Annotated in this window: 13 protein-coding genes and 1 tRNA gene; 8 read left to right on the top strand and 6 right to left on the bottom strand. The window is 64.4% G+C overall.

What is annotated here, in order from left to right; translation table 11 throughout:
* Window positions 1-165 precede the first annotated feature (165 nt).
* Window positions 166-2,061 (bottom strand): alpha-amylase family glycosyl hydrolase, encoded by a 1,896-nt coding sequence (locus tag HMPREF9153_RS04210; RefSeq protein ID WP_004809700.1) that lies wholly within the window; start codon window positions 2,059-2,061, stop codon window positions 166-168.
* A gap of 97 nt (window positions 2,062-2,158) precedes the next feature.
* Here HMPREF9153_RS04210 and HMPREF9153_RS04205 point away from each other — a divergent pair, with 97 nt between their 5' ends.
* Entirely contained in the window at window positions 2,159-2,680 is a 522-nt protein-coding gene (locus tag HMPREF9153_RS04205; RefSeq protein WP_021108043.1) for a YbaK/EbsC family protein, read from the top strand.
* Between the two features lie 56 nt (window positions 2,681-2,736).
* On the opposite strand, the gene HMPREF9153_RS04200 is transcribed toward HMPREF9153_RS04205, so the two are convergent.
* Window positions 2,737-3,480, bottom strand: a complete 744-nt coding sequence (locus HMPREF9153_RS04200; RefSeq protein ID WP_004809695.1) for an HTD2 family dehydratase — start codon at window positions 3,478-3,480, stop codon at window positions 2,737-2,739.
* Entirely contained in the window at window positions 3,477-4,103 is a 627-nt protein-coding gene (gene upp, locus HMPREF9153_RS04195) for a uracil phosphoribosyltransferase (protein WP_016666407.1), read from the bottom strand. The genes HMPREF9153_RS04200 and upp overlap by 4 nt, the downstream gene beginning before the upstream one ends.
* Before the next feature lie 336 nt (window positions 4,104-4,439).
* Here upp and HMPREF9153_RS04190 point away from each other — a divergent pair, with 336 nt between their 5' ends.
* From HMPREF9153_RS04190 to HMPREF9153_RS04170, 5 genes are all read left to right on the top strand, one after another.
* Window positions 4,440-5,063, top strand: coding sequence for a tRNA adenosine deaminase-associated protein (locus HMPREF9153_RS04190; protein ID WP_004809692.1), 624 nt, complete (start codon window positions 4,440-4,442; stop codon window positions 5,061-5,063).
* 36 nt (window positions 5,064-5,099) lie between these two features.
* Window positions 5,100-5,549: a nucleoside deaminase gene (locus HMPREF9153_RS04185; RefSeq protein ID WP_171048652.1), complete on the top strand. Its 450-nt coding sequence runs from the start codon at window positions 5,100-5,102 to the stop codon at window positions 5,547-5,549.
* Window positions 5,546-6,973: a lipopolysaccharide biosynthesis protein gene (locus HMPREF9153_RS04180; protein WP_004809690.1), complete on the top strand. Its 1,428-nt coding sequence runs from the start codon at window positions 5,546-5,548 to the stop codon at window positions 6,971-6,973. Before HMPREF9153_RS04185 ends, HMPREF9153_RS04180 begins: the two co-directional genes overlap by 4 nt.
* 78 nt (window positions 6,974-7,051) lie before the next feature.
* A tRNA-Ser gene (locus HMPREF9153_RS04175) sits at window positions 7,052-7,136 on the top strand.
* Between the two features lie 232 nt (window positions 7,137-7,368).
* Window positions 7,369-8,871: a potassium/proton antiporter gene (locus HMPREF9153_RS04170; RefSeq protein ID WP_004809689.1), complete on the top strand. Its 1,503-nt coding sequence runs from the start codon at window positions 7,369-7,371 to the stop codon at window positions 8,869-8,871.
* Between the two features lie 97 nt (window positions 8,872-8,968).
* Here the strand turns inward: HMPREF9153_RS04170 and HMPREF9153_RS04165 are convergent, their stop codons facing one another.
* Both HMPREF9153_RS04165 and HMPREF9153_RS04160 read right to left on the bottom strand, forming a co-directional pair.
* Entirely contained in the window at window positions 8,969-9,517 is a 549-nt protein-coding gene (locus tag HMPREF9153_RS04165) for a LytR C-terminal domain-containing protein (protein WP_004809688.1), read from the bottom strand.
* Between the two features lie 9 nt (window positions 9,518-9,526).
* The gene (locus HMPREF9153_RS04160) at window positions 9,527-9,820 is read right to left on the bottom strand and encodes a type II toxin-antitoxin system VapB family antitoxin (protein ID WP_004809687.1); all 294 of its coding nucleotides are present in this window, start codon (window positions 9,818-9,820) and stop codon (window positions 9,527-9,529) included.
* 88 nt (window positions 9,821-9,908) lie between these two features.
* On the opposite strand from HMPREF9153_RS04160, the gene HMPREF9153_RS11805 reads away from it, so the two are divergent.
* Together HMPREF9153_RS11805 and HMPREF9153_RS04150 are read left to right on the top strand one after the other, a co-directional pair.
* On the top strand, window positions 9,909-11,162 hold the full coding sequence (locus HMPREF9153_RS11805) for a MalY/PatB family protein (protein WP_238993145.1): 1,254 nt from the start codon (window positions 9,909-9,911) through the stop codon (window positions 11,160-11,162).
* Window positions 11,163-11,362: 200 nt separating this feature from the next.
* Window positions 11,363-12,241, top strand: coding sequence for a PRC-barrel domain-containing protein (locus tag HMPREF9153_RS04150; protein WP_004809685.1), 879 nt, complete (start codon window positions 11,363-11,365; stop codon window positions 12,239-12,241).
* A gap of 110 nt (window positions 12,242-12,351) precedes the next feature.
* Here the strand turns inward: HMPREF9153_RS04150 and HMPREF9153_RS04145 are convergent, their stop codons facing one another.
* The gene (locus HMPREF9153_RS04145; RefSeq protein ID WP_004809684.1) at window positions 12,352-13,395 is read right to left on the bottom strand and encodes a septal ring lytic transglycosylase RlpA family protein; all 1,044 of its coding nucleotides are present in this window, start codon (window positions 13,393-13,395) and stop codon (window positions 12,352-12,354) included.
* Window positions 13,396-13,532: the final 137 nt, after the last annotated feature.

Here is a 13,532-nt window from a genome sequence, read left to right as displayed (position 1 = left end):
CCGTCCATGTCTGCGACTCACTCCAAAAAGTATGGACCTCGTGGTCCCAACTACAAATCGAACAGAGAAGGAAGCTCGGACGCAAGAAGGGCAGGGAGAATCGTCGTGACGTCCCTCCGCCCCGGCGACGCTGTTGTCGTCGCACGTATCGGTGTGGTGACGGCCTTAATCGCGCGACAGGATGATCGCGCTGTACGGCGGCAGGACAAGGGTCGCCGAGGCCGGGTGGCCGTCGTAATCGTCCTCGACGGCGTCGAACCATTCGGGGACGTCGACCCCGTCGAAGGCGTCCGAGTACACCTTCGCGTCGGAATTGAACCTGGTCACCCAGCGGCCGGCAGCCGGCATCCCGATGGTGTACTCGCCCCAGGCCTTGGAGTCGAGGTTCACCGCCACCACGACGTCGTCGTGCGGACCACCGTCAGCCCAGCGGTGGAAGGCGTAGACGTGGTTGTCCGGGTGCAGGTGCAGGGTGTCGACGTTCTGTCCGGTGAGGCCCTTGGCGTGGCCCTCCTCGTTGAGACGCAGACTGACGAGATCGCGGTACATCCGGAAGATGCCCTTGAACTGAGCGCCCTGATCCCAATGCAGCGGGACGGTGTCGCGGAACCATTCGCCCTCCAGGAGCTCCTGGCCCTGGAAGATCATCGGCAGACCCGGCGAGGTCAGTACCAGGGCCGCTCCCAGGGTGGAGCGCTTCTGGGCGTAGTAGCCGGTCGGATCGTCGTCGTCGACCTCCTGGGGGACGCGGGCCGAACCGTTGGCGACCTCGTCGTGGGACTCGGTGTAGATGACGCGGGAGAAGGCGTCACCGTAGGAGAACTCGACGGCATCGCGCACGGCGTCCATGTCACGAGCCTCGTCGGAGGCGGTGATGACAGCAGCGCGGATCGGGTGGACGAAATGGTTGTCCCACTGGGCGTGGAAGGCGGCACCGTCGTCAGCGGTGGAGACGACCTTGGGCTCACCGTGCAGGTCCTCGGCGATGGTGATGGCGCGTGGGAACTTCTCGCGGATCTCGGTGTTGATCCAGTGGGTGAGGCTCCAACCGTCGGGGATGTTCATCTCACCGGCATCGACGCTGCGCATGTACGGGGTCATGTCGTAGCGCAGGCCGTCGGCGTGAAACTCTTCCAGCCACATCATGGCGTTGTCGCGAATGAACTCGCGGACCTCGCCGCGGCCGTAGTCGGGACGGGTGTCGCCCCACGGGGTCGAGGACTTCCAGTCGTTGTAGAAGTAGATGCCGCCCTTGTCGTTCTCGCTCCATCCGTCGAACTGCCACAGGTCGAGGTCCGAGGGGCCGAAGTGGTTGTAGACGACGTCGATGATGACCGCCAGGCCGTGCTTGTGGCAGGTCTTGACGAGGTCGCGCAGCTTTTCCGGGCCGCCGTAGGCGCTCTCGACGGCGAAGATGTGGGCCGGGTTGTAACCCCACGAGTAGTCCCCGGCGAACTCCATGAGAGGCATGAGCTCGACGGCGTTGACGCCCAGGTGGACGAGGTGGTCGATCTTCGACTCGACGTCGGCCAGGTCGGCGGGCTTGTCGTCGTCAGGATCCTTGTCGAAGAAGGTTCCGACGTGCATCTCGTAGATGACGAGCTCGTTCAGGGTCGGGGGAGTGAAGTCGTCACCCTCCCAGTCGTAGGCGCCGGGATCGGTGATGATGCCATTGCCGACCGAGCTCGTCACGTGGCGGGCGTAAGGGTCGATGCGGGAGATCACCTGGTCACCGTTGATGAGGACGAAACGGTACTCGTCGCCCACCGTGGCACCGGCGGCCTGGCCGTACCAGTAGCCGTTGTTCTCGCTGACGAGCTGGAACTTGGCCGAGCGAACCTTCTCGGCGTCGTCATTGTCTCCCCTGGGCTGGGCTGCCCAGTCGTCGAAGGTTCCGGTGACGGCGACTGTCTCGGCGTGCGGGGCCCACACGCGGAACGCGGCGCCACCGTCGATGAGCGAGACACCCATGCCCTTGGCACGGCCGGCGTAGTCGGTGGGAATTGGATCGTTGGCATTCGGGCGGGATTCGCCGGTCGCTTCCTTCGTATCGTCGGTCATCGTTCTCCTTGTCGTCGAAACAACCACGGTCAACGGTATCCGTCCGTGGTGTGAGAGGTGGTCCCATCGTGTGATCACGGTGACTACGGTGGGTCGCATGTACGACTCCGTTGAACACCTGCCTGCTGCCGATCACCCTGAGCTGCTGGCCGCGACGGTCGCCGGACGAGCCGCCGAGTTGCCCTCGGCAGTCGTCTTCAGCATTGATCCCGAGATCGCGGACACCGACGCCTTGTGCGAGGCCTTCGGTGAGGGTCCCGAGACGTGTGGCAACTGCGTCATCGTCAAGGGAAAGCGCGGTGACGTCGAGAAGTACGTCGCCTGCCTGGCCCTTGCCACGACGAGGGTTGACGTCAACAAGGTGGTGCGCAAGAAGCTCGACGTCCGCAAGGCGTCCTTCGCGCCCATGGACGAGGCCGTCAGCCTGTCCGGAATGGAGTACGGCGGGATCACCCCAGTGGGCCTGCCCGCTGAGTGGCCGATCTGGATTGATCCGCGCGTCGCCGAGGCCCAGGCCGTGTGCATCGGATCGGGGCTGCGCAGCTCAAAGCTCATCGTCAGTGGTGCTGATCTGGTGTCCCTGCCAGGAGCTGAGGTCGTCGAGGGACTGGCGAACTGAGTTCGCTCCCTGCCTCATGGGATTGCGGCCCAGGAAGTCCGAACGGGGCGTCTGGGTCAGAACTCCTCGAGGGCTGCTGTCGCGGTGACCGTACCGTCGGGGCGACGGACTTGGGTCTCGCCGTCCTCGATGCCGACCGTCAGTCGGGTCGGGGCGGTCACGGAGGCGCGGAAGCGGTAGGAGAACTCCTTCCCGACGAAGGTCTCGCATGGGAAGGCTTGCGCCATGAGGAGGGCCTGCAGCGGTCCGTGGACGACCAGTCCGTCGTGACCGTTGCGACGGCAGAAGTCGCGGTCCCAGTGGATGCGGTACGGGTTGGCCGTCAGGGCCGAGAAGGTCACCAACAGAGGCTCGGTGGCCAGGAACCCGTCGCCGTCGGTCTGCCCGGCACCCGCGGGTGAGGGATCGGAGGACTGGATTGGCAGGAAGACGTATTCCTGCTCGTCGACCAGGCAGTCTTGGCCGTCCTGTGCCCAGGTGGATCTCATCGTCACGAAGTGAAGAGGGCCGCGACGCCCCTGCCTGTCGGTGACCGAGGCGACCTCAGTGGTGCGGGTGGTCTCGCGGTTGAGGGCCAACGGGGCCGTGGTGCGCACCCGACCGCCGGCGAACATCCTCGTCATACCCGGTTTCGGGGTGATCGGGGAGCCGATGGTGTACCCGTCCTCGTCGAGGCTGGCGGGGTTGACCGGGTCGAGGAGGAGGACCCAGTGCCAGCACGGCGGGACGACCCTGTTGGGTTCGGGGGAACCCAGCAGGGTTGCCAGACCGCGCAGGTCGTCGGGGCGCAGTTGCGTCACTCGGCCAGGCCGTACAGACGGTCGCCGGCGTCACCGAGGCCGGGGACGATGTATCCGTGCTCGTCGAGGTGATCGTCGACGCCAGCCACGACGAGGTGGCAGGGGACTTCGAGATCGCTGACGAGCTTGCGGAAGTTCTCGATGCCCTCTGGGGCGGCCAGGATGCACAGACAGGTGATGTGGTCGGCGCCGCGGCGCACCAGGAACTCGACGGTGCCGCCCAGAGAACCACCGGTGGCCAGCATCGGGTCGAGGACGTAGCACTGACGGCCGGAGAGGTCCTTGGGAAGACGCTCGGCGTAGGTCATCGGCTGGAGGGTCTCCTCGTCACGGGTCATGCCGACGAAGCCGACCTCGGCCGACGGGACGAGGCGCATCATGCCCTCGAGCATTCCCAGGCCAGCGCGCAGGATCGGGACGACGAGCGGCTTGGGGCGGGCCAGGGCGACACCCTCGGTGGTGGTGAGCGGGGTGGTGACGGTGGTCGGCTCGATGCGCACCTCGCGGGTGCCCTCGTAAGCCATGAGGGTGACGAGCTCCTCGACGAGCTGGCGGAAGACCGGGCTGGGGGTGTCCACCGAGCGCAACAGGGTCAGCTTGTGGGAGACGAGGGGATGATCCATGACATTGAGTTCCACGAAACCAACCTTGGCACATGAGGAGTAACTGGCGGCACTCGGCCACCAGATTCGGGGGCCGAGGAGTGAATGGGTGGGGGATGTGTGGCGCCGGTGTACGGAAGCAGCTGCTGTCGGGGAGCCTGTCGGTAGGGGGTGACGCTGCCATGGCAAGATTCGGCCAATCCTCGGCGAATTTCGCCGATAACGGCAGGTACAACACCGTCCACACTGCCCCGGACCTTCCTTCCGTCGAGAAGTTCGCGCTCAAATCGGCCCTGCGACTGTTTCCGCGGCCAGATGTCTGCAACGATGGAGACGTTCGCCCCCAAGGAGGTCGTCATGTCCCGGTTCAGCGATGACGAGTTTGTTCCCGACGATGACGTCGATGACTACGACAATCTCGATGAGTACGACGAGTTGCCCGATGACGAGGACGACTACGACGACGATGATGACGATGACTATGACGACGATGATCTCGAGGACGCAGGCGAGGACGAGATCGACTTCGTCGTAGCTCTCTACAACGATGATGGCGAGCGGACCGCGGTCCCCATGGAGCCGATGCTCGCCAACGATCTCGACGAGCTCATCACCCAGCTGCGCCGTCTCCCTGGCGACGCAGGAGCCGTCGGCATGGTCTCGATCGACCACCAGTTCTACGTCATCGTCCGGGTTCGCGGCCGCAACGTGCAGGTCTTCCTGTCCGACTCCACCCAGGCCAATGACTGGCCGATTGCTCGCGACGTCGCTGACTTCTTGGGCGAGGACATTCCTGACCCCGACGACGACCCCGAGACGATGGGCGACGGCGACATGCTTGCCGACGCCGGAGTGGGTGAGTTCGACATGGAGGCCTTCGCCGAGGCCGACGAGGACTCCGACGAGATCCTGGCCGACATCGCCGCCCGGGTTCACTTCGGGCCGCAGTTCGAGCGGGCCTCCAACACCTCGGTGCGCTGACCCGTGGCTGGCCCGATGCCGGGTTGGCGTCAGGCCATGGCCCAGGCCCTCGCCGTGGCGCGTCGTGCGGCGCAGTGGGGTGACGTCCCCATTGGTGCGGTGATTCTCGGCCCTGACGGCGAGGTCCTCTCCGAGGCGGGCAACGAGCGTGAGCTCACCGGTGACCCGACCGCTCACGCCGAGGTGCTCGTCATCCGTCGAGCTGCGGAGGCCAGGGACGGGTGGCGTCTGGATGACTGCACCCTCGTCGTCACCCTGGAACCGTGCACCATGTGCGCCGGGACGATCATCGCCGCGCGGATCCCGAGGGTGGTGTTCGGAGCCTTCGATCCCAAGGCCGGAGCTGTCAGTTCCCTCTTCGACGTCATGCGCGATCCGAGGCTTCCGCACCGTCCCGAAGTGGTCTCCGGCGTCATGGCCGACGAGTCGTCCGCCCTGCTGCGCGAATTCTTCGGCGGTCATCGGGCCTGTACCGTGGACGGGTGACCAACACCCCAACGGAATCGACGCCGTCGGAATCCGGGGAGCAGACGCCTTCCGGAAATGCCGCGGCGGCCGAGGAGAAACGAGTGCGCTTCCCACGCGCTCACGCCTACATCCAGAGTCATGAGTTTCTCGCCTCGGTGACGAAGGTCATGAGCGGGACCGGCCTGGCCCAGTTGATTGCTGCCCTGGCTACCCTCTACGTCACCCATCACATTGACCCGTCTGACTGGGGCATTTATGGCGCCATCATGGCCGTCTCCCAGTTCGTCATCCCTGCTGCAGCCCTGCGCTACGAAATGGCCATCGTGCTGCCGCGGGACAACTCCGAGGCCAAACGGGTGCTCCGGTTGGCGACGCGGATCAATGCAGTCGTCTCGACGTTGGCGATGCTGTCGATGATTCCCCTGGGCGGATTCCTCAGTGGGCTGCTCGGCAAGCCGCAGGCCCGGTGGTGGTTGTTGGCGGTTGGCCCGATCGTCTTCGCCTACACGCAGGTCAACGTCGTCAATTACTGGGCGAACCGACGCAAGCAGTTCGGCATCATCGGCACCAACGCGCTGTGGTGCCAGTCGACGACGGCGGTCGGACGTATCACCTCGTGTGCCATCAATGCCGCCGCCTTCGGTCAGGTCATCGCGACCTTCCTAGGCAAGTGCTTGGCGCTCAACAACTTTCGACGCCGTTTGGGTCCTGACCTGCGCGCCATCGAGGAATCCGACATGCCGATGCGTGCGGTGATGCGCAAGTATCGGCAGCTCCCTCTGCTGACGGCTCCGAACGCCATCGTTGACGCCATCCGGCAGCAGGGCGTCAACATGATCATCATGGTGAAGTTCTCGACGGCTGGCTACGGTCGATTCAACATCGCCTGGACGTTGATGCAGATGCCGGCGTCCGTCATCAACCAGGCACTCTCCCAGGTGTTCTTCCAGAAGCTGTCGGTCTCCGACGCAGGGAAGTTCTACCAGACCGTCAAGAAGTCGGTGGTGAGGTCGTTCCTCGTCGGCATCGTGCCTTTCGGGTTGCTGTATGTGCTCATCCCGCCGGTGCTGCCGTGGCTGTTGGGCGCGAAGTTCCAGCAGTCGGCTGACATTGCGGTGGCTCTGGTGCCGTGGCTGTACGTCAACTTCGTCACATCGCCGATCTCGAACATGTTCATCGTGACCCGCAACAACGGGATCGCCTTGGTCTTCGCGATCATCTACGCGGTCGTGCCACTGACCTACCTGAACCTCAGCGACCTCTCGATGGTCGGGACGATCTACCAAATGTCCTTCATCATGGCTGGGCTGTTGGTGTTCTACATCGGGCTGGCACTCGTGGTCGCCAAGAGATTCGACAACAAGAACACGAAGGTGGACCCGGCGGTCGAGGCAGCCGAGGAGGCTGAGGTCAGCAGTGAGGACGAGGACAGCCGCCCCTGACACGCTCTGACACCTGATCGTCGTGTCCCCGACACTCGAATTTTGGCCAGAGGTGATGGATTCGCTACCCTTGCTCACGGTGACGTGTCTGAGCGGCCGAAAGTGCCCGCCTCGAAAGCGGGTGTAGCGAGAGCTACCGAGGGTTCAAATCCCTCCGTCACCGCCGAGAAGGTCCCGGGAGCTGGGAGGCTCCCGGGACCTTGTGTTTAGCGGGTTGGGGCATAGTCCGAAAGAGAGACCGCCCCGGTCGGCTTCGGGAGCAATCCAACACCGAGCAGTACCCTCCGGAGTTCACGACCGTCAACGGCCCCTCCGGATGTCCGCTTCTCGCGAGACGGCGTTCCCCATGGTGTCCAGATCCATGACGGACGTCGTCCTGCTGGAATAATGACCTCGTGCAACCCTCTGACCTCGCCCTGTTCATCGGCGCCGTCGTCGTGTTGCTGGCCGCCTTCGCGGCCCGGATCGGCACCCGTCTGGGACTGCCGGCGCTATTGCTGTTCCTCTTGGTCGGTATGCTGCTTGGCCCCATCGGTTTCGGCATTGACTTCAACGACCTGGGTGCCGCACACGCCATTGGTTTCGCTGCCCTCGTGCTCATCCTTGCCGATGGTGGATTATCGACCAACTGGAAAGACATCCGACCGGCCCTGGGCCCAGCTGCCTTGTTGGCGACCGCCGGGGTTGGCGTCTCCTTCGGCGTCATGGCTCTGCTGGGCCACTACGCGCTCGGCCTGCACTGGAGCGTTGCAGCCCTTCTCGGCGCGGCCACCGCCCCGACTGACTCTGCTGCCGTGTTCTCCGTGCTTCGGGGGGTCTCCCTGCCCAATCGGCTCAGATCCGTGCTCGAGGCTGAGTCGGGCCTCAACGACGCCCCGACTGTCCTCGTCGTCATCGCACTGACCGGGGTCGCAACTGGGGAGTCGACGATCGGCGTACTCCCTCTTCTTGGGTCCATTGCCCTTGAACTCATCGGTGGTATCTGCGTCGGTCTGGGCGTTGGGTGGGTGGCTGTCAGGATCGGGCGACGCATCAACCTGCCATCCGGAAACCTCTACGCCATCGCTGCGATGGCGTGGGCCGTGACCGCCTACGGTGTCGGTGTGTGGATCGGCGTGTCCGGATTCGCCGCGGTTTACGTCGCCTCCGTCATGATTGGCAATGGCGACCTGCCCTATCAGCACACCACCCGATCCTTCTCTGAGGGCATCGGCTGGATCTGTCAGATCGGCCTGTTCGTCATGCTCGGTCTGCTGGCCAACCCCGACCGTCTCACCTGGGTCTCCGTTGGCTCCGGTGTTGCTGCCGGCCTGCTGTTGACCTTTGTCGCGCGCCCCTTGGCAGTCCTCGCCTGTACGACATGGTTCGGGTTCCGCCGCAACGAGCGGTTCTTCCTGTCCTGGGCCGGTCTGCGCGGGGCTGTGCCGATCATTTTGGCGACGATCCCGATGGCGTCCCACATGGAGCGCGCCGACAAGTTCTTCGACGTCATCCTGGTGCTCGTCGTCGTCTTCACCTGTATCCAGGGCCCGACCCTGCCGGGCGCGGCGAAGCTCCTCGGCGTCGTCGATCCGCAGATGGCCAAGGACGTGACGATCGAGGTTGCGCCCCTTGACGAGATCGCTGCCGACCTCCTGCAGGCTGACGTTCCCGAGGGATCGAGACTGTCCGGGGTGACGGTCCGCGAGCTGCGGCTGCCGCGTAACTGCGTCGTCTCGCTCATCATCCGTGGCGACCGTTCCTTTGCTCCGCGCGCGGAGACCAAGCTGCAGCAAGGTGACGAGCTGCTCATCGTCGTCCCCCAGGGGCAACGGCGGTACGTTGTCGAGAGGCTGACCGAGATAGGCCGGGGAGGCCGGTTGGCGCGCTGGCACGGGCTACGCATTCAGGCCGAATAACCACGCGGACGGCGTCGCTGGACAAGCTGACCAGAACCCACTGAGAAGGCCACGGATGCACATGGATCCATGGCCTTGACAGGGTTGATGGTCAGGACTACTTTTCCCCCGGCGTCGCCAGCATCGATGGGGTCGGTGACGGTGACGGCAGGCACACGGGCCCACCAACCTTCACGAACTTCGGTGCATTCGTCTTGAAGTTCGGGTCACGATCGCCGAGCACCACTTCAACCTCATGGTCGACGCGTTTGGGATCCGACTTCAGCACTGCTGCCGGGAAGTAGCCGGCAACCAGCTTCACCTCAGGATCCTTGGCGTTGTGGCCGATGACCGTCACCCCCTTGACCATGGGCTCACGGTTGGCCACCGAATCAATGACGAACCCAACGTTGGCAAGCTGCTTCGACACGCTGCTCGCCAGCCCGCGGGTGTGGCCGGAATTGTACACCGAGACCGTGACATCCTTCGTCGTCAATGTGCCCTTGACGTCCTGATTGACGCAAGGGGTGATCGGTGGCGGGGGAACGGGGGCACTGACGGCCTTCCACCCGGCGCGGATGGCCACCGCGATGAGGATGACGAGGGCCAGCAGGGTGATCGGGGTGCCTGCCATCCTCAGATAGTGGCGACGTTCATCAGGAGTCATGACGGGGCATCAGTCCAGTTCGAGGACACGGGCATGGAGGGTTTGACGCTGCTGAAGGGCAGCACGAAGCGCGCGGTGCAGGCCGTCCTCAAGGTAGAGGTCGCCGTGCCAGGCCACGACGTGGGCGAAGAGGTCCCCGTAGAAGGTGGAGTCGTCTTCGAGAAGGTTGGCCAGGTCAAGGTTGCTCTTCGTCGTGACGAGCTGGTCCAAGCGCACCTGCACGGGCGCCAGCTGGGACCACTGCTTCTGCGTGTACCCGTGGTCAGGGTATGGGCGGGAGTCACCGACACGTTTGAAGATCACACGACGATCCTACAAGCTTCTCGACGGCAATCCCGGCAGACGTGCCCGGTGGTGTGTGACAAGCTGAGACGAAAGGGCATGTGGTTTCATGTCACCGACCTGCAGCCACATGCCCGGTGAACGGGCGTTGCACCGGGGCAACGCCCCGGTCGAGGACTATGGAAGGACGGCAATGACTGGTTTCGACTTCGACAGCCCTACTGTCGAGTGGTTGCGTTCACGCGGAACGGCCAGGTGGGAAGACGTCGCCGAGGGGGTCATCCCGCTGTGGGTGGCCGAGATGGACTTCCGGGTTGCCCCGCCCATCCAGCAGGCCATCGAGGACATGGTTGCGAAGCACGCCTACGGATATCCGCGCGACAACGGACTGCGGCACTCATGGGCGGCATGGGCGAAGAAGGTCCAGGGCCTGACGGTCGATCCGCTCAAGGTGCGTTATCTGCGCAATGTCCTGTCCGGAGTCCAGCTGGCCATCCGCACCTATAGCGCTCCCGGAAGCCCCGTGATCGTCCCTTCCCCGGCATACATGCCGTTCTGGAAGGTGCCGGGACTGGAAGGACGCGAGATCATCTCGGTGCCGATGGTCGACTCCGACCTGGGCTGGACCCTCGACCTTGACGGCATCGACGCGGCCTTCACCAAGGGTGCCGGGTCGATCATCCTCTGCCAGCCCTACAACCCGCTGGGTCGCGTCTTCACTGCGGACGAGCTGCGCGGACTGGCCGAGGTCGTCGAGCGTCACCACGGGTTCGTCATCTCCGACGAGATCCATGGACCTCTCGTCCCGGTCTGCGAGAAGCGCAAGGCCTCGGTGCCCTACGCCAGCATCAGCGAGCAAGCGGCCGCTCACTCGGTGCTGGTGTCCTCGGCGTCGAAGTCGTTTAATATCCCCGGGCTCATGACGGCCTTCATCTCCCTCTTCACCGATGAGCAGGCCAAGCTGTGGGATCAGAAGGTCCATCCGCTCGACGCCGAAGGGGCCACCACGATCGGCATGGCTGCCAACAAGGCCGCCTTCGACTCCGGTCAGGAATGGTTGGATGCCGCCAACTGCTACATCCATGACAACGCGGTGTGGCTGTCGGAAACCTTGGCCGATCAGCTGCCGGGAGTGTCCTACCGGATTCCGGAAGGCACCTACCTGGGCTGGCTCGACTTCTCCGCCTACGAGCTTCCGGCCTCGCCAGGGGAGTGGCTGCTGCGTCACGCCCGTATCCGTCTCAATGACGGTCCCACCTTCGGCCCCGGGGGTGAGGGGCACGCACGTATCAATTTCGCCACCCCACGCTATCTGCTCGAGGAGGCCGTCGACCGGATGGTCAGCGCGATCAACGACCGTTGACTCTCGGACTGCTGATCGTCAGACCATTGGCTTGACGAGCTCTGATCCTCAGGCCAAGGCATGTCGACCCGATCCGGCCAGGTGCTCAGTTCGAGACGCGCCCGGATGCATTGCGCCAGTTGGCGCCTGCACTGTGAAAAGCTGAAGCGAAGAGTGCGTGTATGCGCGTACGTTCCAGCCCCCTAGCGAGAGGTCGATACATGGACATCAGCGCCATGGATCCCAAGGACATCCCCGGACTGTTCGACGCCGAGGTCGTCGGACCGGATGGTGAGAAGGTCGGGACGATCCAGCAGATCTTTGCCGACGAGGTCACCGGTGCCGTGACTTTCGTGACCGTGCTTTCGGAGGGCCACGAGCACTTCATTCCGGTACGCGGCGCCGATTACTCCACGAGCCACGTCAGTGTGCCGTTCAACCGCGACATCATCGAGACCGCCCCTGAGGCGTCCGAGGAGGACGATCTCTCGCGTGACCGTGAGGCCGAGGTCTACGGCCACTACGGCATGGAGCCCGCTCGTCGTTCCGGACTGGAGATCGATGATGACGACATCATCATTGCCCAGCCAGGACGCGGTGCCGACAGCGATCCTGACATCGTCGACGCCGCAGAGGTTGACGACGACTCCCCCGAGGAGGTCGGCGAGACCCAGCCCGTCGACGATAACGAGGTCGGCAAGGACACCACCGTCACTCCGGTCATCGTTCCGGCGGCTCCCCGTGACGAGGACAACGTGGGCTTCCCGGTTGCTGAGGATGGCGAGGAGGACGACGAGAACCGTCCTGAGGCGCTCAGCGATGATCACTCCGAGGAACACTCTGATGATGAGGTTCTCCCGGTCGCCGAGCCCGTGCCCGCCATGGGTCTGCCGGCTGGTGCCAAGCTGCGCCGCTACGTCGTCACTGATCTGGTGACCGTGCAGATCCCGGTGCGCCGCGAGGTGGTGTGCTGGGAGGATGCCGAGGGCAATGTCCACGAGCTCGACAAGGTCGAGGCACCGGAGGAGGCCAAGAAGGCCGGAGTTCCCGGACAGGCCACCTGGTGGTTCAACGACGGCCCGGAGGCTCCTGCCGGTTGATTCCTGGGCCAGAGATCTTTGGCCTGGCCTGAGAAGTCTTGAACATGACGTCAGCCCCCGATCCGCAGTGGATCGGGGGCTGACGCTGTCATGATCGATGTCTGGTGAGCTCAGGAGACCTTCTCGTAGGTGACGTCGGCAACGCCAGCGCTGGGCGACGAGATCTGGTTGAAGGCGGCCGGAGTCAGGTCGAGGCAGCGACCGGAGACGTAGGGTCCACGGTCATTGATGCGCACGACGGTAGAGCGTCCGTTGGCCCTGTTGGTCACCTTGAGGCGGGTGCCGAAGGAGTAGGTCTTGGAGGCAGCCGTCATGGCCGAGGAGCTGAAGGGCTCACCGGAGGCGGTCTGCGAATCGGTGTAGAAGGAGGCCCCGCAGCTTCCGGCGACGCCACTGGTGGAGACGTCGGCGGCGCTACGGTCCGAGCGCTCGGAGGAACGGGAGGTGCGCGAGGACTCCTCGGAGTGACGCTGCGTCGGCTCCGGAGCGGCGGCCTTCTTCTGAGCTGCCTTCTCGGCCTCGGCGGCGCGCTTGTAGCTGGCCTTCGAGCGCAGCAGGCTCATGGTGACGGCGTCGGTGACGCCGGTCTGCTTGAGAGCATTGGCCTTCTGGAACACCTTGACGGCGTTGGTGGTGGATGGGCCGTAAGGCAGTCCGACCCACTTGCCCGGGAAGTAGCTGAGGGTCGAAAGGTCGCGCTGAACAGCCTTGGTGCGGGCATTGTGGTCGCCTCGCTGGGCGAAGATGCCGACCGGGCGGGTGACCTTGTTGATGTAGCGGGTGGCGACCCAGGAGGTCTTGCCGCGGTAGTTGACGGGGGTCCAGCCCTGGACGTCCTTGCCAACGATGAGGAGACGGTCGCCGGGGTGGATGAGACCGTGACGCTTGTACGCGGTGCCACGTCCAGAACGAACGTTGAGGTGGGCACGGGACTGCGCGAACTGGGTGGTGTACGGGGTGGCGCGCTTGGCCTGCTTGGTCGGCGCCTTCTTGGTCTGCTGGGTGGGAGCCTTCTCCGCATGGGCCCCAGGGGTACCGGTGGGGGCGGCGTGGGCCTCCTCGGCGATGGTGCCCATGACGGCGAGTCCGGCCGCAGCGGTCAGAGCGACGGTGCGCTTGAGAGCCGTCCCGGCGTTGGTCGAGGTGTTGGTCATGTGATGTTCCTTCCGAGCGTTGCCGCAGGTTCAGAGGCTCGTTGAACTGTACGTGTTCCTGAGAGATTCTCAAAATCTGTTCAGTATAGGTGAGTGGGTGTCACCTCGGGGATGCGCTGTTGATGGACCCCCAAATC

Origin of the sequence: Cutibacterium avidum ATCC 25577 (assembly GCF_000227295.1) — a bacterium.
In the GTDB taxonomy this organism is placed as follows: domain Bacteria; phylum Actinomycetota; class Actinomycetes; order Propionibacteriales; family Propionibacteriaceae; genus Cutibacterium; species Cutibacterium avidum.
Note: the sequence above shows the minus strand (reverse complement) of the source record. Positions and strands in the feature narration are given on the sequence as shown.

What these genes read in the sequence shown, in the direction of transcription:
- HMPREF9153_RS04210 (WP_004809700.1), bottom strand. Translation starts at nt 2,061, where the DNA reads ATGACCGACGATACGAAGGAAGCGACCGGCGAATCCCGCCCGAATGCC.
- HMPREF9153_RS04205 (WP_021108043.1), top strand. Translation starts at nt 2,159, where the DNA reads ATGTACGACTCCGTTGAACACCTGCCTGCTGCCGATCACCCTGAGCTG.
- upp (WP_016666407.1), bottom strand. Translation starts at nt 4,103, where the DNA reads ATGGATCATCCCCTCGTCTCCCACAAGCTGACCCTGTTGCGCTCGGTG.
- HMPREF9153_RS04190 (WP_004809692.1), top strand. Translation starts at nt 4,440, where the DNA reads ATGTCCCGGTTCAGCGATGACGAGTTTGTTCCCGACGATGACGTCGAT.
- HMPREF9153_RS04185 (WP_171048652.1), top strand. Translation starts at nt 5,100, where the DNA reads ATGGCCCAGGCCCTCGCCGTGGCGCGTCGTGCGGCGCAGTGGGGTGAC.
- HMPREF9153_RS04165 (WP_004809688.1), bottom strand. Translation starts at nt 9,517, where the DNA reads ATGACTCCTGATGAACGTCGCCACTATCTGAGGATGGCAGGCACCCCG.
- HMPREF9153_RS11805 (WP_238993145.1), top strand. Translation starts at nt 9,909, where the DNA reads ATGTCACCGACCTGCAGCCACATGCCCGGTGAACGGGCGTTGCACCGG.
- HMPREF9153_RS04150 (WP_004809685.1), top strand. Translation starts at nt 11,363, where the DNA reads ATGGACATCAGCGCCATGGATCCCAAGGACATCCCCGGACTGTTCGAC.
- HMPREF9153_RS04145 (WP_004809684.1), bottom strand. Translation starts at nt 13,395, where the DNA reads ATGACCAACACCTCGACCAACGCCGGGACGGCTCTCAAGCGCACCGTC.